At 75.2% G+C, this 23,048-nt stretch carries 16 protein-coding genes; 7 read left to right on the forward strand and 9 right to left on the reverse strand.

Features of this window, described 5'->3' with window-relative positions; genetic code table 11:
• Both D476_RS0128620 and D476_RS39470 read left to right on the forward strand, forming a co-directional pair.
• A partial coding sequence (locus tag D476_RS0128620) for an IS30 family transposase (protein ID WP_017627315.1) occupies positions 1-928 on the forward strand: 928 nt, incomplete at its 5' end.
• A gap of 1,684 nt (positions 929-2,612) precedes the next feature.
• Positions 2,613-5,186, forward strand: coding sequence for an acyltransferase family protein (locus D476_RS39470; RefSeq protein WP_449289419.1), 2,574 nt, complete (start codon positions 2,613-2,615; stop codon positions 5,184-5,186).
• 21 nt (positions 5,187-5,207) lie between these two features.
• On the opposite strand, the gene D476_RS0128640 is transcribed toward D476_RS39470, so the two are convergent.
• The 6 genes from D476_RS0128640 to D476_RS0128665 all read right to left on the reverse strand — a co-directional run bounded on the left by D476_RS0128640 (position 5,208) and on the right by D476_RS0128665 (position 15,284).
• Positions 5,208-8,648 carry an ATP-dependent helicase gene (locus D476_RS0128640; protein WP_152529458.1) on the reverse strand — a complete coding sequence of 1,147 codons (3,441 nt, stop codon included), beginning with the start codon at positions 8,646-8,648 and terminating at the stop codon, positions 5,208-5,210.
• 17 nt (positions 8,649-8,665) lie between these two features.
• Positions 8,666-11,836 (reverse strand): ATP-dependent helicase, encoded by a 3,171-nt coding sequence (locus D476_RS0128645; protein ID WP_026123945.1) that lies wholly within the window; start codon positions 11,834-11,836, stop codon positions 8,666-8,668.
• 163 nt (positions 11,837-11,999) lie between these two features.
• The gene (locus tag D476_RS0128650; RefSeq protein ID WP_017627321.1) at positions 12,000-12,329 is read right to left on the reverse strand and encodes an MGMT family protein; all 330 of its coding nucleotides are present in this window, start codon (positions 12,327-12,329) and stop codon (positions 12,000-12,002) included.
• A gap of 87 nt (positions 12,330-12,416) precedes the next feature.
• On the reverse strand, positions 12,417-12,776 hold the full coding sequence (locus D476_RS0128655; protein ID WP_017627322.1) for an SPW repeat domain-containing protein: 360 nt from the start codon (positions 12,774-12,776) through the stop codon (positions 12,417-12,419).
• 151 nt (positions 12,777-12,927) lie between these two features.
• Positions 12,928-14,106, reverse strand: coding sequence for an adenylyltransferase/sulfurtransferase MoeZ (moeZ, locus tag D476_RS0128660; protein ID WP_017627323.1), 1,179 nt, complete (start codon positions 14,104-14,106; stop codon positions 12,928-12,930).
• Between the two features lie 272 nt (positions 14,107-14,378).
• Positions 14,379-15,284, reverse strand: coding sequence for an alpha/beta fold hydrolase (locus tag D476_RS0128665; RefSeq protein WP_017627324.1), 906 nt, complete (start codon positions 15,282-15,284; stop codon positions 14,379-14,381).
• Between the two features lie 277 nt (positions 15,285-15,561).
• Between D476_RS0128665 and D476_RS0128670 the strand changes: the two genes are divergently transcribed.
• From D476_RS0128670 to D476_RS0128685, 3 genes are all read left to right on the forward strand, one after another.
• Positions 15,562-15,804 carry a hypothetical protein gene (locus tag D476_RS0128670; protein ID WP_017627325.1) on the forward strand — a complete coding sequence of 81 codons (243 nt, stop codon included), beginning with the start codon at positions 15,562-15,564 and terminating at the stop codon, positions 15,802-15,804.
• A gap of 387 nt (positions 15,805-16,191) precedes the next feature.
• A complete protein-coding gene (locus tag D476_RS0128675) occupies positions 16,192-16,833 on the forward strand; it encodes a TetR/AcrR family transcriptional regulator (RefSeq protein ID WP_017627326.1) in 642 nt (213 codons plus the stop codon).
• A gap of 340 nt (positions 16,834-17,173) precedes the next feature.
• Positions 17,174-17,989: a mechanosensitive ion channel family protein gene (locus tag D476_RS0128685; RefSeq protein WP_017627328.1), complete on the forward strand. Its 816-nt coding sequence runs from the start codon at positions 17,174-17,176 to the stop codon at positions 17,987-17,989.
• Between the two features lie 88 nt (positions 17,990-18,077).
• Here D476_RS0128685 and D476_RS0128690 read toward each other — a convergent pair whose 3' ends face one another.
• The 3 genes from D476_RS0128690 to D476_RS0128700 form a co-directional block, all read right to left on the reverse strand.
• Positions 18,078-18,320 carry a hypothetical protein gene (locus tag D476_RS0128690; RefSeq protein WP_017627329.1) on the reverse strand — a complete coding sequence of 81 codons (243 nt, stop codon included), beginning with the start codon at positions 18,318-18,320 and terminating at the stop codon, positions 18,078-18,080.
• Positions 18,321-18,567: 247 nt separating this feature from the next.
• Entirely contained in the window at positions 18,568-18,879 is a 312-nt protein-coding gene (locus D476_RS0128695) for a DUF6401 family natural product biosynthesis protein (protein WP_017627330.1), read from the reverse strand.
• A 179-nt stretch (positions 18,880-19,058) separates the two neighbouring features.
• The gene (locus D476_RS0128700) at positions 19,059-19,757 is read right to left on the reverse strand and encodes a ferritin-like fold-containing protein (RefSeq protein ID WP_017627331.1); all 699 of its coding nucleotides are present in this window, start codon (positions 19,755-19,757) and stop codon (positions 19,059-19,061) included.
• A 671-nt stretch (positions 19,758-20,428) separates the two neighbouring features.
• On the opposite strand from D476_RS0128700, the gene D476_RS34910 reads away from it, so the two are divergent.
• Together D476_RS34910 and D476_RS0128710 are read left to right on the forward strand one after the other, a co-directional pair.
• Positions 20,429-21,874 (forward strand): DEAD/DEAH box helicase, encoded by a 1,446-nt coding sequence (locus D476_RS34910; RefSeq protein ID WP_239648853.1) that lies wholly within the window; start codon positions 20,429-20,431, stop codon positions 21,872-21,874.
• Between the two features lie 151 nt (positions 21,875-22,025).
• Positions 22,026-22,913, forward strand: coding sequence for an alpha/beta fold hydrolase (locus D476_RS0128710; RefSeq protein WP_040728532.1), 888 nt, complete (start codon positions 22,026-22,028; stop codon positions 22,911-22,913).
• The last annotated feature ends 135 nt before the right edge of the window (positions 22,914-23,048 follow it).

The following is a 23,048-nucleotide window of genomic DNA, read 5'->3' on the forward strand; positions in this document are numbered from 1 at the left end:
CCGCTGCCGCACCACGATCTGGCGCGAGAAGAGGCGAAACCTGTCCCCCTCGCCCCGCGCCTACCGGGCCTTGCCCGCCCAGATCCAGGCCACCGCACGCGCCCGGCGCCCCCGCCCCCGCCCCCGCAAGCTGGAGGGCAACCGCGAACTGCGCGCCCGGGTGGCCGCCGACCTGGCCCAGGGCTGGTCGCCCCAGCAGGTCGCGGGCAGACCGGCCGCCATGGACCAGTCCGGCATGCGCGTCAGCCACGAGACCATCTACCAGGCCCTCTACGTCCAGGCCAAAGGGAGCCTGCGCGAACAGGTCAAGGCCCTGGCCGCGCGGAGGCCGCGCTGCCCGGGGCGCAGCGCCCGCCGGCCCCGCTCCCGGGCCGCGGGCACCGGCCGCGGCCGCAACCGCATCCAGGGCATGGTCCACATCAGCCAGCGCCCGCCCGAGGCCGACGACCGGGCCGTGCCCGGCCACTGGGAGGGCGACCTGGTCATCGGAAAGGACAACGCCTCAGCCATCGCGACCCTGGCCGAGCGCTCCACCCGCTTCGCGGTGCTCCTCAAGGTCGAGGACCGGCGGGCCGAGACCGTGGGGGCGGCCCTGTCCGAGCACATCGGCGCCCTGTCCGCCGCGCTCAAGCGGTCCCTGGCCTGGGACCAGGGCATCGAGATGGCCCGCCACGCCGAGTTCTCGGTGGCCACCGGGGTTCCGGTGTTCTTCTGCGACCCGCACTCGCCCTGGCGGCGCGGCACCAACGAGAACACCAACCGGCTGGTGCGCGACTACTTCCCCAAGGGCGTCACCGACTTCAACGAAGTCGGGGCCGACGAGCTGGCGCGGGTCCAGGACCTGCTCAACAACCGGCCCCGCAAGACCCTGGGCTACCGCACCCCCGCCGAGGCCCTCAACGACTTCCTCGTTGCAACAACCGATTGACACCACCCCCCGCCGGTACCGGCCCGGTGTCCGGTTCGCCCGGTTTCCCGGCCGCCGGGGCGGCCTGACGGGCGGCGCGGGTGCACGTTCATCGCGATACCAGAACAGGTTCTGCCTCTAGAAAGACCCCAAACGGCACACCGGGGCCGTTTGCCGGACCTAATGTCACCGCGTGTAGCCGATATCGGCCCCGCACGGGCCCCGGGAGCCCGGCCGAGGGGGCCGGGCGCCCCCGTCCCCGCCTCCACGACCGCGCCGAATCCACCAGTCGGACAGGAACAGGGCATACCACTTGCAGAACATGTTCTGGAATCGCGGTGTTCGTCGCCCCGGGGCCGCCGGGAACGTCGCTGGGCGCGTTTCCCGCCCCCGCCCGCACTTAACGCGGAGTATTCACCCAGGTCACGGCCATGCCAGGATTCACCACACCGGCCCGGCGGCCGCCACGGGCGCAGAAGAGCGCGAACCCCGGTGCCGCGCCGCCCTCCCGGACCGCGAGGAACCCGCCGCCCGACAAGCAGGGCCCGGGAACCGCCCCGCTCCCGCCGTCGCCGCCCGACACGGCGACCACGCACACACCTGCCACCCGACGACGCTGGGGCAAGGGCCGCCGACCCTTTGTCGTCGCCGCCCTTGCCGCCTTGCACCCCGACGGCCTGCCGCCCGGCCGGGGCCGTGAGCGGGGCACCAGCTGTGCCGTCGCTGCTGATCACGGCGACCGCGTGCACGCCCGCCACCCGACAGTGCTGCCGGGCGGGCTGCCGACCTGCGTCGCAGCCTTCCACCTCACACTCCGCCAACCCGCCGCCCGCCTGAGCCAAAGAGAGGGGCGCCGGCCCAGCCACCCGCCCACCCGGACCGCGAGGGGCCCGCCGCCCGGCAAGCAGGGCCCGGGAACCGCTCTGCTCACTCCGTCGCTGCCCACCACGGTGACCACGCACGCGCCTGGGGGCCGACAGTGCTGCAGTGGGGGCCGCCGACCTTTCTCGTTGCCGCCTTCCACCTCACATTCCGGTGGCCTGTCGCCCGGCCGGGGTCGCAGAGAGGGGTACCTGCTGGGCCGCCGGGGTGGCGCTGGGCGCGCTTCCCGGCCCCATCCCCGCTTAACGGGAAGTGTTCACCCAGGTCATGGGCATGCCGGGCGTTGGGCTGCAGGCCAAGGGACCGCCCCCACCCCGGACCGCGAGCGACCCGCCACCCGGCAGGCAGGGCCGGGGAAGCGCCCCACTCTCGCCGTCGCCGCCATCAATGGCGGCCACGCACACACCCGGGGGTCGACAGCGCTGCGGTGAGGGCCGACGACCTTCGTCGTCGCCGCTCTCCCACCTCACACAGCGGTGGCCTGTCGCTCGGCTGGGGCCACCGAGTGGGGTACCGGCCCAGCCGCCGCCCACCCGGACCGCGAGGAACCCGCCGCCCGGCAAGCAGGGCCCGGGAACCACCCTGCTCACCTCGTCTCCGCCAAGGACAGCGACCACGCACACTCCGTGCAATCGTCAACACCGGCGCAACGGACGCCGACCTCCTGAGACACCCCACCTCCTCATCACCGTGGCGTCCGCCTCCTCCCTCCCAGGGGGTAAGCGGCGCATCGCCCCTCAGTGCGACGACGCGGCGGGCCCTTCCGGGCATCAATGGAGGACAGGGGTGCCGAACAGAGGGCGCCGGGCGCACTGGGGCGGATATGGGAATCGGGACGCGATGGGGCGCGGCCGTGCGGTCACGGCTCGGGCGTACCCTCGTGCGGCTGGACTCCTCCACGCCGCCCGGCCGGGAGCGGGCGCTCGACGGGCTGCGTGCGCTCGGTGTGGGCGGGATCGTACTCGGCCACTGGCTCGTCACCGCACTCGTGCTCTGGGGCGACGGCGGACTGCGGATCTCCAGCCCGCTGCGCGACCTGCCCCAGCTCGCCCCCCTGAGCTGGGTACTGCAGACCCTCGCCCTGTTCTTCCTGGTCGGCGGCTACGTGTCGACCCTCGCCCTGGACCGCGCCCGTGAGCGCGGGGAGTCCGACCGGTCCTGGCTGCTCACGCGCGCCCGGCGGCTCGGCCGCCCCGTCGTGCTGGTCGCCGCCGTCTGGGGCGCGGCCGCCGCGGCCCTGACCGCCGCCGGTGCCCCGGAGGCCACCGTACGCAGCCTGGTGCTGCTGGTCCTCCAACCGCTGTGGTTCATCGGCGTCTACATGGCCGCGACGCTGCTCACCCCGCTCGCCGTCGCCGCCGAACGCCGAATGGGCCCGTGCGCCGCGGCCGCCCTGGCGCTCCCCGTCGCCGCCGTGGACCTGCTCCTCTACGGCCCCTGGGGCGCGCTCGTCCCCGCCTGGGCCGGGTTCGCATCGGTGCTGCCCGCCTGGCTGTTCGCCTACCTCCTGGGCATCTCGTGGGCCCGGGGGCGCCTGACCCGCCGTCTGGCGTGGGGCCTGGTGGCGGGCGGCGCCGCGGCCCTGGCGGTGCTGGTTCTGATGCTGGGCTACCCGGCGAGCGCGGTGGGCCTGCCCGGGGCCGACCGCTCCAACCTGAACCCGCCGTCGCTGTTCGTCCCGGCCCTGGCCGCCGTCCAGACCGGCGCCGCCGTCCTGCTGCGCGGGCCGCTGGAGCGGCTGGGGGGCCGNCGCCGCCTGGGCGCCCGTGGCAGCGGTGAACCTGGCGGCGCTGACCGTCTTCTGCTGGCACCTGACGGCCGCGGCCCTGCCCGCACTCGTCGCCACGTCGGCCGAGGCGCCCGTCACCGGGCTGACCTCGGCCCCCGACGGCCTCGGCTGGGTCGCCGCCCGGCTCGCCTGGCTTCCCGTGTTCGCGCTGCTCCTGATGGTCCTCTGCGCGGCGTTCCGGCGCTTCGAGGGCCCATGGCAGGGGTGGGCCGCCTCGCGCCCCTTCCAGGCCGCCGTCGGCGCGGGCGCCGCCGCGTTCGCCCTGGCGGCGGTGTACCTCGCCTGAGCGGCGCGGGCTCCCCTCCTCCCTTTTCCGCAGCACGCGCGCCTCGACGTGGGGCGGGGTCCCTCGCCCCGGGGCGAAGGGCCCTGCCGTCGGCGTCCGCCCCGGTTCGGGGCGGAACGGCCACTATGTCCGGGCGCCGCGGGGTAGGACCCCAGCAGCGACCGGCCACCGTTGGAGCCCCCATGATCGAGTTGCCGAAGCGCGTCCACGACCATGCCCTGCGGCTCACCCCCCGGAGCCTCCCGGCGTGCGTCCACGACCTCCCCGCGATGACCGAGCGCGCCCGGCTGCTGCGCGCCTGCCTGCCCCCGGCGTTCGACCTGTACCTGCCGCTGCCCGATCCCCCGCCCGGCGCCGCCGGGGCCCTGGCCCCGCACGCCGCGGGCTTCCTCGTCGACACGGTTCCCGCGATGCGCACCGTCCTGCGGGAGTGCCCGGGGGTGCGGGCCGTACTGGCCGGGACCGGCAAGACGCCGGGCGAGCTGGAGGCCGTCGCCGCCGACGCCGCCCGCGGTGAGGCGGTGGTCCTCGCCGACAGCCCGGGAGAGCTGCGCCTGCTGGAGCACTGCGCACGCCGTGCCGGGCATCCGGTCGGCGTGCTCCTGGCGGCCGACCCGTCCACCGGCGACCGGGCGGACCGCCCGCACGGCACCGCCCCGGGTGCCCCGGGGGTCTCATGGGCGGGGATGGACGCGGCGGCGCTGGTGGAGTGCGCCGGGCTGCTCGGGCCCGACCCCGCCGTCCGGCTGCTGGGGTTCGCCGCCGCCCCGGTGGACCCCCACGCGCAGGGCCTCGCACCGCTGGAGGCCTTGCGCGCGTGGGGGTCGCTCCTCGGCATCGCCCGGCCCGAGTACGCCTTCGCCCTCTCCCCGGACCCCTCCGGCGCCTGCACGCCCGGCGCTCCTGGGCCGCCGAGGACGCCGGGTGCACCGGGTGCGCCGGGCCCTGCGGACAAGCGCATCGCGATCCTGGCGCCGCCGCCCGGGGAGGCGTGGTCCGGCTGGTTCCTGACCCCGGTCCTGGACGTGAAGCACCGCTGCGGAAGCGCCTACGCGGTGGTGGACGGCGGCCGCGCCCCGGACTCCCCCGCGTTCGCGGTCGTGCCCAGGGACGACGCCTGGTCCCTGCCCTGGGAGCGCCCGGAGCTGGCCGACGAGCCGGTGACCGTGGTCTTCCGCGGGCCCGGCCCCGCCCCGGCGCCGTTCCCCCCGGTCCCGGTGGACCGCCTGCGCCCGGGCGACATCGTGGCCTTCCCCGCCGCCCCGCCGCATCCGGCGTCGCGCGCCGCCGGACCACAGGTGCACTGCCTGGGCGACCCCTGAGCGGCCCCGGCCCCGCCCTCCTCAGCGCCCCCCGGGCTCCGGGACGCGGTTCAGCAGGTCGGCCAGGCCCGCGGCGTCCAGCAGGTCAGCCGGGCGGACGGTCGTCCCGGCCCGCACGTAGTGGAACGCCGCGCCGACCTCCTCCAGCGGGACGCCCGCCAGCTCCGCCCACGCCACCCGGTAGGCCGCGAGCTGGACCGCCACCGCCGCGCGTTCACGGCCGCTCTCGGGCGGCCGCCCCGTCTTCCAGTCGACCACGTCGTAGCGGCCGGAGTCCGCGTCGTGGAAGACCGCGTCCATCCGCCCCCGCACCAGCCGGTCGCCGATGACCGTCTCGAACGGCACCTCCACGTCGAGGGGCACCCGGCCGCCCCACTCGCTCTCCTCGAACCGGCGCCGCAGCTCCTCCAGGTCCTCGTCGTCCCCGGCGGTCTCGTCGGCCGCGCCCGGCAGCTCGTCGGGGCCCAGCAGGCTCTGCTGCCCGTGCCGCTGCTCCAGCCAGGCGTGGAAGGCCGTCCCGCGGCGGGTGTGCGGCGCCGGGGGGCGCGGCATGGGGCGGCGGATCCGCCGCGCCAGCGCCTCCGGGTCGCGCGCCAGGACCACCAGCGACGACACCGACAGGTGCGCGGGCAGCTCCACGTCCACCGGCCCCCCGCCGCCGGTGTCGGCCGCGCGGTGCGCCAGCAGCAGCTCGGTGTCGCGCTCCCACCCGTCCAGGCGCCTGCGCGCCCGAGCCGACAGCGGCGACCGCTCCAGCGCATCCGCCCACGCATCGCCCTCCGCGGCGGCCCGTTCGACCAGCGCGGCCCCTTCCACCAGGTCGCGGTGGCGCCGCGCGGGGGCACCGGTGAACTCCTCGGGCGGCAGCGGCCACTCGACCGGCTCCTCGCCCGAGGTCTGCGGGTTCTCCTCCCCGTCGTCGGGCGGCGGCGCCCACGCGGCCACCCGCCCGGCCCCGGCCTCGCAGGCCTGGCGGACCTCCTCCAGGAACGGCGAGGGGCCGCGCTTGGAGGCGCTGTCCCGGCCCCACCAGTGCCCGGTGCACACCAGCGCGAACGACGCACGGGTCACGGCCACGTAGGCCAGGCGCCGCTCCTCCAGCAGGTGGCGCTCCTTCTCCGCCTCCTTGAACGCCTTGACCGACGCCTTGTCCACGTCGTCCAGGCGCGGAAGCCCGGCCGCGTCGCCCCGCAGCGGGTAGGGGAGCCGGTGGGCGTGGCGCACCCACCCCCCGGACTCGCGGGGGCTGGTGGGGAAGACCGACGAGCGGCCCCCCTCGCCTGCCAGGCCGGGCACCACCACCAGCGGCCATTGCAGCCCCTTGGCGGCGTGCACGGTCATGAGCTTGACGGTGTCGCCGGTGCCGACCCGCTCCCCCGGCTGCAGCCCCCGCTCGGCCCCCTCGGCCGACCGCAGGTAGGTCAGGAACGCCGCCAGCGTCGGGTCGTCGGTGTTGCCCGCGAACCGCACCGCCGCGTCCATGAACGCGTCCAGGTCCGCGCGGGCGGACATCGGGTCGCGCCCCGGCCGCGCGGCCACCTCGATGTCGAGCCCGAGCACGCGCTCGACCTCGGCGATCAGGTCCGGCAGCGGCTGCCCGGCGAGCTTGCGCAGCCCGCGCAGCTCGGAGGCGAGCATGGCCAGCCGCTCGTACCCGGCCTCGGAGTAGCGCTCGGCGTCTCCCAGGTCGTCGAGGGCGTCCACCAGGCTGCCGCTCTCGGCGGTCAGGTCCAGCACGGTGTCCCGCAGCAGGTTCTCCCCGAGGGCCGCGCCGTCCGCCGACCCGTCGGCGCCCGCGCCGCCGCCCTCCGGTCCGTCCCCGGCTCCGCCGTCCGCGCCGGGCGCCCGTGCGGCCTCGCCCCTCAGGTCCCTGCGGGCCTCCCGGACCAGCTCGGCGGCCCTCTCCCCCAGCGCCACCAGGTCCCGCGGCCCCAGGCGCAGCCGCGGCCCGGTGAGCAGCCGCGCCAGCTCGTTCCCGGCCGAGGGGTCGTGCACCACCCGCAGGGCGGCGATGACGTCGCGCACCTCGGGGACGGTCATCAGCCCGCCCAGGCCGACGATCTCCACCGGGATGCCGCGCGCCTCCAGGGCCTCGCGCACGGAGGTGAACTGGGAGCGCTTGCGGCACAGCACCGCGACCCCGCCCGGTGTCAGCCCGGAGCCGCCCTCCCCCTGCGGCCAGGGGCGGCCGTCCGGGGCGGTGCCGTCCGCGCCCTCCCGCAGCGCCGCCTCGACCATCTGCGCGATCCAGGCGGACTCCTCGGTCTCGGTCGGCAGGAGGGCGCAGGTCACCGCCCCGCGCCCGCGCCGCGCCGGTCCGGGGTGCAGCACCGGGACCTGGGCCCCCTCGCCGCGCAGCGGCTCCGACATGCGGGTGGCGACCGACAGGATGCGCTCTCCGTTGCGGAAGCTGGTGGCGAGCGCGCGCACCGGCGCCGGGCGGCCCGGCCCCTCCGGGAAGTCGGTGGGGAAGCTCTTCAGGCTGCCCGCGCTGGCGCCCCGCCACCCGTAGATGGACTGGCAGGGGTCGCCCACCGCGGTGACCGGGTGGCCGCCGCCGAACAGCGCGCGCAGCAGCATGAGCTGGGCGTGACTGGTGTCCTGGTACTCGTCCAGCAGCACCACCCGGTAGCGGCTGCGCTCGGCCATGCCGACCTCGGGGTGGCGCCCGGCGATGCGGGCGGCCAGCGCCACCTGGTCGCCGAAGTCCATCGCCTCCAGCGCCTGCTTGGCCGCCGAGTACCGCTCCACCAGCGGGAGCAGCTGCTCGCGGGCGGCCTGTGCGTCCTCCAGCGCCCCGGTGGTGTCCTTGGTGCGCTCCCGGGCGGGCAGCGCGGCCGCCCGCTCGCGGATCCACCGGCCCACCCCGCGCACGTCGTCGGGGGTGCGCAGGTGGTCGGCGAGGTCTCCGGCCAGGGCGAGCACCCGGTCGGTGACGGTGGCCGGGGCGACGTTGACCGCGTCCATCGGCCCGTCGTAGGCGGCGACGGCCTGCGCGGCCAGCTGCCAGCTCTGCCCCACGCTGAGCAGCCGGGTGGAGGGCTCGACCGCCTCGCGCAGCGCGTGGTCGGCGACCAGGCGGGCGGCGTAGGCGTTGTAGGTGGCCACCTCCGGCTCGCCGTCCAGCACCTCGGCCGGGACCTGGTCGACGGCGCGCAGCTGGTCCAGCCGCTTGCGCACCCGCTCGGCCAGCTCGGACACGGCCTTGCGGGTGAAGGTCAGGCCGAGCACCTGCTCGGGGCGGACGTGGCCGTTGGCGACCAGCCAGACGACCCGCCCGGCCATGGTCTCGCTCTTGCCGGAACCGGCCCCGGCCACCACCACCGACGGGCCGAGCGGGGAGGAGATCACCTGCGCCTGCTCGGCGGTGGGCTCGGGCTGCCCGAGCAGCCGGGCGATCTCCGCCGGGGTCAGGATCCGGCGCGGCCGCGCCGGGGCCCACTCCCCCTCCGTCCCGTCCACGGGCGCCTCCTCTCCGTTCACAGCCGCTTCCCCTCGTCGTGGGCCGGGCAGCTCGACTTGACCGGGCACGAGTCGCACCGGTCGTTGCGGGTGGCGGCGAACCGCGACCCGGCCATCCCCTCGGCGGTGTCGCGCACCAGGCCCTCGGCCCACCCGGGGTCGCCGTCCTCGCCCAGGGCGCCCTGCTCCTGCTCCCGGGCGCTGTTCGCGAGCCCTCCCTTGCCGACGTGCACCAGCGACGCCCCGCCCGGCTCGGCCAGGCCCAGCCGCGCGAAGGCCCCCTTGAGCACCGCGAGCTGGTACACGCCGAGCTGCGGCAGCCGTGCGATGTCGTCCTTGTGCGGCGCCGAGGAGCCGGTCTTGATGTCCACCACGAACCCGCGCCCCTGCTCGTCGCGCTCCAGGCGGTCCACCCGCCCGGTGATCTCCACACCGCCCACGTCGACGGTGAACCCCTCCTCGGTGACGACCAGCTCCCGGGGGTCGGCCCGGTGCCAGGCGATGAGCCGGTCCACCATGCGGCCGGCCGCCTCGCGCTGCTTGCCCGCGTACCACCGGCCGCCGAAGTCCAGCTCCGACCAGACCTCGTCCATCCGCCGGTCGATCTCCTCCTTGGGCATCCCCTGGGCCACCAGCACCGCCACCGCGTGCACGATACTGCCCAGCGCCGAGGCGGTCTCGGCCGCCGAGGCGCCCGCGCCCTTCTCCAGCAGCCAGCGCAGCCGGCAGGTGCCGAACAGCTCCACCTGGGAGGGGGAGACCCGGATGCCCTCGCCGTCCTCGGCCAGCGGCCGCCCGTCCGACCAGGGGGTGAGCCCGTGCCACTCGGACGGCGCCGCCCCGCGCACGCCCTCGCGCGCCAGCCGGGCCAGGTGCACGGCGGCCGCGCGGCGCAGCGCGTCCGGGCGCTCGGGGTCGGTGACCACCGACCGCAGGTCGGCCACCAGGGCCGGGAGCGACAGCCACCGGCGCCCGGTGCCGACCCGCTCGGGCTCGCCCACCCCCAGCTCGCCGAGGAACCGGGAGGGGCGCTCCTCGGTGTCCTCGCCGCCCACGGCGGTCACGACCAGCCGCGACCGGGCGCGGGTGGCCGCCACATAGAACAGCCGCCGCTCCTCGTCCAGCAGCTTGGAGGCGACGGCGGCGCCCGCCGCCGACCCGCCGCCGGGGCCGCCGTGCCCGGACACCGCGTCCACCAGCGCCTCCACGCCCAGCAGCGACCCGCGCAGCCGCAGGTCGGGCCACTCGCCCTCCTGCACCCCGGCGACCACGACCAGGTCCCACTCCAGCCCCTTGGAGCGGTGCGCGGTCAGGATGCGCACCGCCTCGCCCTCGGGCGCCCGCTCGGCGAGGGTGTCGCCGGGGATCTCCTGGGCCTCCAGGTCCTCCAGGAACCCGTCCGGGGTGCCGGGCGGGAGCCGGTCGCAGTAGCGGGCGGCGTTCTCGAACAGCGCCACCACCGCGTCCAGGTCCCGGTCGGCGGCGGCGCCGCGGGAGCCCCCGGCCTGACTGGCCCGCAGCAGCCGGTCGCCGAGCCCGGCGGCGCTCCACACCTCCCACAGCACGTCCTCGGCGCTGCCGCCGGCGGCGGCGGTGTCGGCGACCGCGCGCAGCAGGGAGGCCACCCTCCGGGCGGGCGCCGCCACCGCCGGGTCGACCAGGGTGAGCTCGCGCGGGTCCCGCAGCGCGTCGGCGACCAGCACCGCCGAGGGGCGCGGCACGGCGGCGGGGCCGCCCTCGGCCGCCTCCGCCGCGACCCGGTCCAGCTCCAGGCGGCGCAGCGCCCGGCCCAGGCGCCGCAGCCGCACCGTGTCGGCGTCGCCGAAGGCCGAGATGAGCAGCTCGTGGGCGGCGTCGGCGTCCAGGGTGTCGGGGTGCAGGCCGCAGCGCACGAGCAGCAGCAGCGGCCGCACCAGCGGCTCGGCGGCCAGGGGCAGCTCGTCGCCGCCGACGGCCACCGGCACCCCGGCGGCCATCAGCGCCCGCCGCAGCACCGGCACCTGGCGGGAGGCCGACCGCACCAGCACCGCCATCCGGGACCAGTCCAGCCCCTCGACCAGGCGGGCGCGGCGCAGCAGGTCGGCGATGACCGCCGCCTCCTGGGCGGGGCTGTCGGCCACCATGGCACGCACCTCCCCCTCGGCGGCGCCGCCGATGGGGTCCAGCTCGCGGTGGGCGTTGACGGGGCCGCCGCCGGGCGCGGGCGCGGCGGGCAGCCGCCGGGCCACCCCCCGGCTCGCCCGCAGCAGCGCCGGGCCGCTGCGGCGGCAGGTGGTCAGCGCGACGACCGGCGCGGGCGCTCCGTCGACGCCGGGGAAGCGCCGCGGGAACTCCAGGATGCCGCGCACGTCCGCCCCCCGGAACCCGTAGATGGACTGGTCGGGGTCGCCGACCGCGACCAGGTCGCGCCCGTCTCCGGCCAGGGCGCGCAGCAGCTCCTCCTGGGCGGGGTCGGTGTCCTGGTACTCGTCGACGAAGACCGCCTCGCGGCTGGCCCGCTCGCGCGCCAGCACGTCGGGGTCGCTCAGCAGGTTGGCGGCGATGCGCACCAGCTCGGCGTAGTTGAAGGTGGGCACCGGGGCCACGTCGAAGCGGCCGGTGTAGCGGTCCATGAAGTCCCCGGCGGCCACCCAGTCGTCGCGCTCGTGCTCGCGCCCGAGCCGGTCCAGGTCGCCGGGGCCCAGCCCGCGCTCTTGGGCGCGCATGAGGAAGTCGCGCAGCTCCTCGGCGAAGCCGCGGGTGCCCAGCGCGGGGCGGAGCCGTTCGGGCCACATGTGCGCGCCGTCGGCGGCCTCGCCCGCCAGGATCTCGCGCATCTCCATGAGCTGCTCGGGGCCGGAGAGCAGGCGCGGCGCCTGGTCGCCCATGCGCTGGAACTCCCGGCGGATGAGCGCGTAGGCGTAGCTGTGGAAGGTCAGCGCCAGCGGCTCGCGGGTGGTGCGGCGCAGCCGCGCGGTGATGCGGTGGCGCAGCTCCTCGGCGGCCTTGCGGCTGAAGGTCAGCACGAGCACCGCCGAGGGGTCGGTGCCGCGGTTCTCGATGCGGTCGACCACGGCCTCGACGATGGTGGTGGTCTTTCCGGTGCCGGGTCCGGCGAGCACCAGCAGCGGCCCGCCCTTGTGCGCGACGACGCGCCGCTGGTTCTCGTCCAGCACCGGCGGCGGCGCTTCGGTGTGCGCACGCCGCACGAGGCGGTACGGGGACGGATTCACCCGACCCAGTTCACCACATGCTCACCCGCATCGGGGAGCAAGGACTCGAACATCCGTACCCATTTTTCCGGGAAATGACTCACACGGACCCGCGCGCCCCCGCCCCCGGAGCGCCCGCGCCCGCCCTGTCGACCCCCGGTCACACGGCCTCGGACGGGTCGGGGCCCTCCCAGCGCGCGGCGGCCATGTCGACGCGGCCCGACGGGCGCAGGGGCGTCCCCTCGGCCGCGTAGTGGGACCGCGCACGGACCTCCAGCCCGGGGGCCGGGGTCCCGTCGGCGCGGATCACCCGCCACCAGGGGACGCCGCCGCCCCAGACCGCCATGACCGTCCCCACCTGCCGGGGACCGCCCTCCCCGAGGAGTTCGGCGATGTCGCCGTAGGCCATCACCCGTCCGGGCGGGATCCGCTCGACGATGTCGAGCACCCGTTCGGCGTACTCGGTCGGGTGGCTGTCGGGTCGGGGCATACCGGGGACCTTAACGCCCCGCCGCCCCCGCCGCCGCACGGCGGCCACCGCAGCCCCCGGCCCGTCCGTGTGGCGGGTCAGTGCGGCTCAGTGCGGCACGGCGCCCCGCCGGTGCACCGTCCCCGACGCCTGAAGGCTCCCGAGGACCCCCGCGACCATCGCGACCAGGCCCAGGACCCAGGAGGTCCACGCGGCCGCCGTGTTGGCGGTGAACTCCATCAGCCACGGCAGGACGAAGACCAGCGCCCCCAGCGCGAAGATGAACGCCTCGGCGGCCATCAGCCCGGGGCGGGTGATGGACATCGTCGCCGCGAGGACGATGAGCAGCCCCAGGATGAACATCGCCGCCCGGGGCGGCCCGACCATCGCGTCCCAGATCCAGCTCACCGACAGCAGCACACCCGCCGCGACGGCGGCCCAGTCGGCCGCGCGCCCCTTGATCTCCATGGCCGCACCTCCCTCGCTGCCGATCCGTCGGGTCGGCGCTTGGTAGATACCCGCGAGTGGCCCACATCACAACAGATCCGCCGCGCAGGCCCTGGACACACGGAGGCCCGGCCCCCTCCAGGAGCGGGCCGGGCCTCGGCGGATCAGCGGGTCAGTAGGTCGGCAGGCTCGGGTCGACCTGCTTCACCCAGGCCAGCACGCCGCCGCCCACGTGGACGGCGTCGGAGAACCCGGCGCCCTTGAGCGCGGCGAGCGCCTCGGCCGAGCGGGCGCCCGACTTGCAGTGCAGGACGATCCTCTTGTCCTGCGGCAGCTTGGCGAACGCCTCCCCGTTCAGGAACTCGCCCTTGGGGATGAGGACCGAGCCCGGGATGCTGACGATCTCGTACTCGTTCTTCTCCCGGACGTCCACCAGCTGGAAGTCGTCGCCGTCGTCCATCATCCGCTTGAGCTCGGCCGCGGTGATGGTGGCGTCGGCGGCGGCCTGCTGGGCCTCGTCCGAGACGGTGCCGCAGAACTCCTCGTAGTCGATCAGCTCGGTGATCGTGGGGTCCTTGCCGCACAGCGGGCACTCGGGGTCCTTGCGGACCTTCACCGAGCGGTAGTTCATCTCCAGGGCGTCGTAGATCATCAGGCGGCCGACCAGCGGGTCGCCGAACCCGGCGAGCAGCTTGATGGCCTCGTTCACCTGGATGGAGCCGATCGAGGCGCAGAGCACGCCGAGCACGCCGCCCTCGGCGCAGGAGGGCACCATGCCGGGCGGCGGCGGCTCCGGGTACAGGCAGCGGTAGCAGGGGCCGTGCTCGGACCAGAACACCGAGGCCTGCCCGTCGAACCGGTAGATCGACCCCCACACGTACGGCTTGCCGAGCAGCACGCACGCGTCGTTCACCAGGTACCGGGTGGCGAAGTTGTCGGTGCCGTCGACGACGAGGTCGTAGGGCTCGAAGATGCGGAAGGCGTTGTCGGAGTCGAGCCGCTCCTCGTGCAGGACCACCTCGACATTGGGGTTCACCTCGCGGATGGAGTCGCGCGCGGACACCGCCTTGGGGCGGTCCACGTCGCTCTGTCCGTGGATGACCTGGCGCTGCAGGTTGGACTCGTCGACCACGTCGAAGTCGATGATGCCGAGCGTGCCCACACCGGCGGCGGCCAGGTAGAGCAGGGCGGGCGACCCGAGGCCGCCGGCGCCCACGACCAGCACCTTGGCGTTCTTCAGGCGCTTCTGGCCGTCCATGCCCACGTCGGGGATGATCAGATGGCGAGAGTAGCGGCGCACCTCGTCGACGGTCAGCTCGTCGGCTGGTTCGACCAGCGGCGGCAGCGACACAGCGGCTCCTCAACAGTTCTCGTCGGCGCCACGCCGCCCGCGGTCCCTCCGGAGGGGGCCGGGGCCGGCCGGAGGTTCGGATCGGGCACGTGACGAGCTTGCTCTTATACCCAACCTACGGGGTGGGGTTTTTGATTCCCCGTCCGGGGACCCGGCTCACAGAGCGGCCCCGACCGGCCCGGACGCGCCGGGTCGGACGAGGTCAGGCACGAGGTCGGGACCGAGGCCGGGCGCGAGGCCGGGCACAGGGTGGCGTCGGGAGGCGGGGCGGGTCATGCGGGACGGGCGCGGGAGGCGTCGGCCCCGGCGAGGAACGGGCGCACCTCCCGGGCGACCGCCTCGGGGCGCTCCATCATCGCCACGTGCCCGGTCTCGTTCATCACCACGAGCCGGTTGCGCGGGAAGACCCGGGCGGCGCGGCGGGCGGTCCGCGGGTCGATGAAGCGGTCGGCGACGGCGTAGACCAGCAGGGAGGGCACCTGGAGCCCGGCGGCCTGGCGCCATAGCGACCGGGGGCCGCGCCGCAGGTACTCGGCGACCAGCCCCCGCAGGCTCCCCAGGACCGACTCCACGGCGTGCCCGCACCGCTCACGCTCCCGCTCGGCCTCCAGCGCCTCCATGACCCGCTGGGCGGGGACCGAAGCGGGGTCGTAGTAGGTGGCGTCCAGCATGTCCTGCACGCGGACCTCCGCCGGGCGGCTCTGGATGCGCGTGTAGACGGCGGGGCCGAGCACCGGGAACAGGGCGCCGACCATCTGGTAGGGCACCAGTCGGGGCCGCAGGTCGGGCAGGGCGGGCGAGATCAGGGTGAGGGTGCGCACCAGCTCGGGGTGTTCGGCGGCGAGGCGCACCGCCACGGAGCCGCCCAGGGAGTTGCCGACCAGGTGCACGGGGCAGGGGCCGGAGCGGATCACCTCGACGGCCGCGTCGGCGTGCGCGTCGACCGAGTAGTCGCCGTCGTCCGGGGGCGGGGACAGGCCGAACCCCGGAAGGTCGGGGGCCTCGCCGCGGTGGTCGTCGGCGAGTGCGCCCATCAGGTCGGTCCAGTCGGTGGACGAGCCGCCGAGCCCGTGCAGGTAGACGACGCGGCTGCCGCCATTGCCCCCGGCGCGGACGTGCAGCCGCCGCCCGCCGACGGTGCGCAGCTCCCCCGGCCAGGGGTCGATGGGGTCGATCACGGACGCCCCCTCACGGGTCCACGGTTCTTGTTGTGCACAGAACTCTACGGACTCGAAACTCTACGGACTCGAAACTCTACGGACTCGGACGGCCGGGAATGCGCGAACGGCGGATGCGCGGGTGGCGGATGCGCGCCTCCCCGGACGGGTAGACACCCGGTGGCGGGCGGCGGTCCGCCGCCCTTCCTCCCGAGTACGGCCGGGCCATGGCAGGGCACACGCAGGCCGCGCGCGTACGGTTGGAGGGTAAGGCTTCGCGACGATCCAGGGGGGACCCGTGACAGCTCACTGGCAGCAGGAGAACGGACGGAACGCCCAGGAGGACGTCGGCCGCGACGCCGAGTTCGAGGAGGAGTTCGAGACGCCCGAGGCCGACCTGGCCGAACAGCGCGCGGACACCGGCGAGGAGGAGACCTGGTCGGCCGACCGGCCGCTGGGTGTGTCCGACGACGTCCCGGAGGGCGACGCGGTGGAGCAGCACCTCGAGGTCGGGATGGACGACGACGAGTACCGCGAGTAGGCGGCGAGAAGGCGAAGGGCGACGGAGGGGCCGGTCCCGGGGCGGGGTCGGATTTCCAGGTGGCGCTTCGGGGACGCGCCCGGGTTTCGGGCTCGGGCTTCGGGGACGCGCCCGGGTTGCGGACTCGGGCTCGGCCGTCGGGCTCGGGCTCGGGCTCGGCCACGGAACCGTGGAGGGTGGTGGGCGACCCGGCGGGAAGGGCGCAGCGCGGAGCGCTGTCCGTTGAGGGTGGTGGTGGGCGACGGGCGGGCGTAACCTACGTCCCAGTAAGATGACCAGAAGGAATACGCGCCGGACCGCTCCCCACCCTTCGTCTCCGAGGCGCGTTCTTGGTCCGACCGTCGACTGCGGCGCCCGCCGCGCCGCACCAGTTCGGAGGATGTGGGTGTGACAGCTCCTTCAGACGCCCGGCCGCGCGGAACCCGCCTGCCGCGGCTCGCCCGCCGTCGGCAGCTGCTGGCCGCCGCCCAGGAGGTGTTCGTCGCGCAGGGGTACCACCAGGCCGCGATGGACGAGATCGCCGAGCGGGCCGGTGTCAGCAAGCCTGTGCTCTACCAGCACTTCCCGGGCAAGCTGGAGCTCTATCTGGCGTTGTTGGAGCAGCACTCCGAGGCCCTGGTGGAGAAGCAGCGGGACGCTTTGGAGAGCACGACGGACAACCGGGAGCGCGTCCAGGCGAGCTTCCAGGCGTTCTTCGACTTCGTGGCCGGGGACGGCGAGGCGTTCCGGCTGGTGTTCGAGTCGGACCTGCGCAATCTCCCGGCCGTGCGCGAGAAGCTGGAGCAGACGCTGCACCGGTGCGCCGCGCTGATCGGCGAGGTGATCCGCCAGGACACGAGCATCTCCGAGGACGAGGCGCACATCCTGAGCATCGGCCTGGTCGGCATGGCCGAGACGAGTGCCCGGTACTGGCTGAGCCTGGCGGGCTCGATCCCCAAGGAGGCCGCCGAGCAGCTGGTGGCCCGTCTGGCCTGGCGCGGCCTCGCCGGGTGGGACCTGACCCGGGAGGGCGGGTCCTCCGAGTCCTAGCGGGCTTTCTCAGCGGGCCTCGTCCCCGTACGCCCCATCCTCGTACGCCTCGTCCTGACGGGCCTTGGCGCGGCGGCGCCGCGCCGCCTCCGCGCCTCCCCCGATCCGCGCCTCCCCCCCCCCGCGCCCATGCTCCGTCCGCCGCCGGCCCGGAGTCCGGCCGGGGTGACCGGCGCATGACCCGCCCTTTACCGAGAGTTGCCCATCGTCACCCTCCGACGATTCGGCCCTGCTCATAACGGGTAATCGCCGGGATGAGAAGCGATTCTTTTCGTTTCGCCGAGCGTACGCGGGGCGGGCACCCGGGTACCGGGCGGGGCGCCATCGGGGGTGAGACGACATGGACATCGGGCAGGGGCTGACGGCGGCGTGGACCGCCATCGCGGCCTTCGTTCCCAGGTTCGCAGCGTTCCTGGCCATCCTGATCATCGGGTGGCTGGTGGCCAAGTTCCTCGGCATGGTCGTCGGCAAGGGCCTGGCCCGCGTCGGCCTCGACCGGGGGCTGGACCGCACGGGGGTGGGCGAGTACTTCCAGCGGAGCCGCTACTCGGCCAGTGAACTGTGCGGCAAGATCGTGTACTACGCCGGTCTGCTGATCACCCTGCAGCTGGCCTTCAGCGTGTTCGGGCCGACCAACCCGATCACCCAGATGCTCAACGCCGTGGTCGCCTGGATCCCGCAGGCCGTGGTGGCGCTGGTCATCGTGGTCGTGGCGGGGATCGTCGCCAAGGCCGCCCGGGACGTGGTCTCGGGGGCGATGGGCGGCCTCAGCTACGGGCGGCTGGTCGCCAACCTGGTCGGCGTGTTCATCATGGCGCTGGGTGTCATCGCGGCCCTGAACCAGATCGGGGTCGCCACCACGGTGACCCAGCCGGTGCTCATCGCGGTGCTGGCCACCGTCGGCGGCATCCTGGTGGTCGGCGTCGGCGGCGGCATGATCCGGCCGATGCAGCAGCGCTGGTCCCGGTGGCTGGACGCCGCCGAGCGGGAGACCTCGCGCCTGCAGGAGGGCCAGGCCTACGGCTCGGGCCGGTCGGACGCGATGGCCGGGGGCATGCCGCAGCAGCGCGAGGAGGAGGCCGAGCGCGCGGGCCACGGCATGTCGGCGGGCCGGCACTCCACGGGGGGTGAGAGCCGCGGCACCGACGAGACCTGACCGAGGCCCTGGCGCGCCCGGAGACGCCCGCGGGCGCTCCTGAAGGGGGCGGGACCGTTCACCGGTCCCGCCCCTTCTCATGTGCGGGTCAGAGCAGTTCCTCGGCGCGCAGCTCGTCCCGGGACAGACGGTCGATGCGCCGGATCACGAGGACCACCGTGGCCGGAACGGACAGCAGCGAGACCCAGAACGCCGGGCTGGTCCACCCGGTCAGGGCCATCACGGCCACGGCGACCAGGAGGATCACGGCGAAGAGAATGAAGTCGGTGCGATCCTGCTGGATCAGGACCCCGACGGGTGGCCGAACGGCCCCGTGCCGACCGCTCCTCATGCGCTCTTCCTTTCTCGCGGCACCTCTCGGCCGCAGCTTCGATCCCGGGGCGGGTCCTCGAGGGGGCTTCTCGGATTCCGCTCCGTGTGCGCCGGCTGCGGGGGGCTCCCCACGCCAGGTGAGGGGCCCGCGGCCGATACGTGACCCCGGGTACGGATCAGCGTACGCCCCGTGAGTGCCTCTGCGAGATCACTTCGCGGATCGGCGCGCGCTCCTGCGCCTGAGGTTCCACTGGGGCCAGACCAACCTAGCGGACGAATCCGCATTCCTTGGCCAGGCGGCAGATCGCGAGCAGCCGCAGGGTCTCCCAGTCGTACTCGGAGGAGGTGCTGTGCCACCCGCGCTCGCGGCACCCGTCCACGAAACCGCGGAGGTAGCCGGTGAGGCTGCGGCGCGTCAGCCGGGCGCCGCCGCCGACGATGGAGTCGCGCACCGCGGCGGCGTGCTGGTCCAGCTCAGCGGTGAGCCAGGGCTCGGCTCCCCCGCCGAGGGGACCGAAGACGTCGAACTCGCGCGACAGGCGGGCCAGCGGGCCCTGCGCGTCGAACCCACTGCGCATGGACGCACAACCTCACAGCCGGGGGACGTTCTCCGAACCCGTCCGACTATATGTCAATTCGGGACCGAAACATGACCTTCCCGTATCCGAGTGACCGGCCTCACTTTTCCGGCGCACCCCGCCGTGACCTGCGAATCCTCCTCAGGAGGCGGGGTGCGGGGCCGATCCGGCGCACGGGGTCAGCCGCTCAGCCCCATCGCCTCCAGGCGCGCCGAGTGCGCCTCGGTCAACCCGGCGAAGAGCCGGCTGACGGCCGCGAGGTCGCCCCTGCCGCCGCCCTCGCCGGACTCGCCGCCGGACGCCCCCCGGGCCACCAGGGCGGCCAGCTCCGGGCGGGCGGCGGCCACCAGCTGGGCCTGGCTCAGCGCCTCGCCCACCAGCCGCCGGGCCCACAGCGACAGCGGCCCGGCCAGCTTCGGGTCCTCCTGCACCGCTTCCCGTACCCGCACCGCGACCGCCTCGGCCCGCTCGGCCTCCGACACCGCGCCGCGGACCGCCTCGGCGGTCCCGGCGTCGGCGTGCTCGGCGACGGTGCGGTAGAAGTCACCGGCGATGCCGTCGCCGACGTAGGTCTTGACCAGGCTCTCCAGCCAGGTGCGCGGCTCGGTGCGGGCGTGCCAGGCGTCCAGCGGCTCCACGAACGGCTCCATGGCCGCCTCCGGATCGGCGCCCAGCGCCGCCAGGCGCTCGTGCAGCATCCGGTAGTGCCGGTACTCGGTGGCGGCCACCCCCGCCAGCTCGCCCTTGGCGGCCAGGTCCGGCGCCAGCCCGGCGGCGCCGGAGAGGCGGAAGAAGGACACGAGTTCGGCGTAGGCGAGCAGACCCAGCAGGTCGACGACGCCGCTGGGGGTGTGCGCGGCCGCGGAGGTATCGGTCATGCAGGCAAGGTTAGCCAGCCCGGCGACCCCGCCGGTCGGCCCGCCGGGCCCGCCGGTGCGCGCGGGGATTATTCCGGCCCCCGGACGGCGTTCCACCACCGGGTGCTCGACGGCGCCCGGACCGGTCGGCGCGGCCCCGCCCCCGGGATGCGGCATGTCCAGCGGCGGGGCGCCACGATAGACTCGGTCCCGTGATCGGCGGCCGAGCGCCACAGGCGCGGACGCATCCCCCGGCTGCGACGGGTTCCGCCGCCGCGCACCGGCCGCCCCGGCCGGGTGCGGAAGGCGCCCCGCAGCGGAGGAGTCCGCGCGGTGCCGCGCTCCGCGCATTACGACACCGCGCACGAGGACCGTGCGCACCAGGACAACAGAGAGCGGACGGACCGGCGCGCCCGAACGGCGGGCGCCCCGCGCGGCACCCGGCTGCGCCGGATGGAACCGGCCCGCGCCGAGACGGGCGGCCCGCACCGCCCCTCGCGCCGCATCGGCGCCCGCGCGACAGGCGCGGCGCCCGTGAGGCCGACCCTGCCGAGGCCGCCGCAGAGAGCGCGCGGCCCGCCCAGATGGAGGCATGAGCCCTGACGAACACAGAGACCACCAGCGAGCCCCGACGGACGTTCCGCGACCTCGGCGTCAGCGCCGAGATCGCCGACGCCCTCGAAGCCGAAGGGATCCTCGAACCCTTCCCGATCCAGTCACTGGCGCTGCCCCTCGCCCTCAACGGGTCCGACATCATCGGCCAGGCACGCACCGGCACCGGCAAGACGTTCGCGTTCGGCCTGCCGCTGCTGCAGCTGGCCCAGCGGTCCCCGGGTGAGCCCAAGCGCCCGCGCGCCCTGGTCGTCGTCCCCACCCGCGAACTCGCGATCCAGGTGGCGGCCGACCTGTCCACGGCGGGCAAGCGCACCAAGGCCCACATCCTGACCGTCTACGGCGGGCGCGCCTACGAGCCGCAGATCGAGGGGCTCAAGGAGGGCGCGGACATCGTCGTCGGCACCCCCGGGCGCCTGCTCGACCTGGAGAAGCAGAAGCACCTGAGCCTGGGCGGGGTGCGCGCGATCGTCCTCGACGAGGCCGACAAGATGCTCGACCTGGGCTTCCTGCCCGACATCGAGCGCATCATGAACAAGATCCCCGACGAGCGCCAGTCGATGCTGTTCTCGGCCACCATGCCGAGCGAGATCGTGGCGCTGTCGCGGAACTACCTGAACCGGCCCACGCACGTGCGCGCCGGGGACGACGACGACCCGGACCACACCGCCACCAACCACATCGAGCAGTTCGCCTACCGGACGCACTCGATGGACAGGCCGGAGATGCTCGCCCGGCTGCTGCAGGCCGAGGGCCGCGGGCTGAGCATGGTCTTCTGCCAGACCAAGCGTGTCTGCGACAAGGTCGCCGGAGAGCTCAAGACGCGCGGCTTCGCGGCCGCGGCCGTCCACGGGGACCTGGGCCAGAGCCAGCGCGAACGCGCGCTGCGGGCGTTCCGCAACGGCAAGATCGACGTGCTCGTGGCCACCGACGTGGCCGCCCGCGGGCTCGACGTGGACGACGTCACGCACGTCGTCAACTACGAGTGCCCGGACGACGAGAAGACCTACACCCACCGGATCGGCCGCACCGGCCGCGCCGGGCGCTCGGGCACCGCGGTCACCTTCGTCGACTGGCGGGAGGTCGCGCGCTGGAAGCTGATCAACAACGCGCTCGAACTCGACATGCTCGACCCGGAGGAGACCTACTCCACCTCCCCGCACTTCTTCGAGGACCTCCGCATCCCGGAGGGCACGAAGGGCCGCCTGGCCAAGGAGCGCCAGGAGCGCGCCGGGCTGGAGGCCGAGGAGGTCGAGGACATCGGCGAGACCGGCGGCCCGCGCCGCCGGAACGAGAAGGAGGAGCGGCCGGCGCGCTCGCGCGGCCGCAACCGCAGCCGCACCCGACGGGGCCGCGGCGAGTCCGCCGCCTCCGCCGAGGGCGGCGCGCAGGCCCCCGCCGCCTCCGGCGACGAGGGGTCCGCCTCCAAGCCGCGCCGCCGCCGGCGCCGCCGCACCCGCGGCGGGGTCGACGTGCCGAACGGCCAGAACGCTCAGGGCGGCCCGGACAAGGGCCGGGAGGGCTGAGGCCCTCCCGGGCACGAGCCGAAGTAGCGGAGGGGGCGGCCCGACGGGACCCCCTCCCCGGGGCGCGGAGCGCGCCCCGCCACCGACCGGCGTCCGCCCCGCCGCACCTGCGGATCCTGGGCGGACGCGGGATCGTCTAGGGTGAACCGTCGTGAGTACACCCCGGTTTCTGGAACTCCCGCCCGGCGTCGGCCGGGCCGACATCACGACCGGCATGGGCACCTTCGCCGCGCTGCGCGCCCTGCCCACCTCCGGCGGCTGCGAACACCGCCCGGCGGTCCTGGTACCGGGGCTCACCGGAAGCAAAGAGGACTTCATCGGCCTGCTGCAGACGCTCGCGCAGGCCGGCCGCCAGGTGGTCGCCGTCGACCTGCCGGGCCAGTACGAATCGCCCGGCCCCGACGACTTCGAGGGCTACGGGACGGCGTGGCTGGGCCGCTCGGTCGCCGCGCTGACGGCGGCGCTCGGAGAGGGGCCGGTGCACCTGCTCGGCCACTCCTACGGCGGCCTGGTGACCCGCGAGACCGTGCTGTCGGGCGAGGCGGCGCTGCTGTCGTTCACCCTGATGAGCTCCGGCCCGGCCGCGGTGCCCTCCCAGGGGCGGGTGGACGACGCCCAGCGGCTCATCGGCTACCTGGGCGGCGACCCGACGCCGGAGCGGCTGGCACAGATGTGGGAGCGGTTCCTGGACGGCCCCGCCCGGTCGAGCGGCCTCGCCGAGGACATCCTGGCGTTCCTGCGCACGCGGATGGTGAGGAACAGTCCGCGCGGGCTGGTGCGGATGTGCGAGGAGATCCTGTCGGCGGGCGACCGGACGGCGGAGCTGGCCGCGACGGACCTGCCGATGATGGTGCTGTACGGCGAGAACGACGACGCCTGGCCCCCGGACCTGCAGGCGGCGATGGCCGACAAGCTGTCCGCGCGCAAGGTCGTGGTCCCCGGTGCGGCCCACTCCCCCAACGTCGAGGCCCCGGAGACCACCGCGACCGCCCTGACCCGCTTCTGGAACACCGTGGAGACCCCGGTCCGGGAGGGGTGATCCCCCGCACCCCGGCGACACGGCGGAACGCCCGGCGCGGCGGCAGATCAGATACCCCGCCCACGGGCCCCGGCCGAGCGCCGGGCCACCGGAGTGCAGGGTTGGTTCTGTTCGTGAGTGTGGACAGCGTTCGTC

Source organism: Nocardiopsis chromatogenes YIM 90109, assembly GCF_000341185.1.
In the GTDB taxonomy this organism is placed as follows: Bacteria; Actinomycetota; Actinomycetes; order Streptosporangiales; family Streptosporangiaceae; genus Nocardiopsis_A; species Nocardiopsis_A chromatogenes.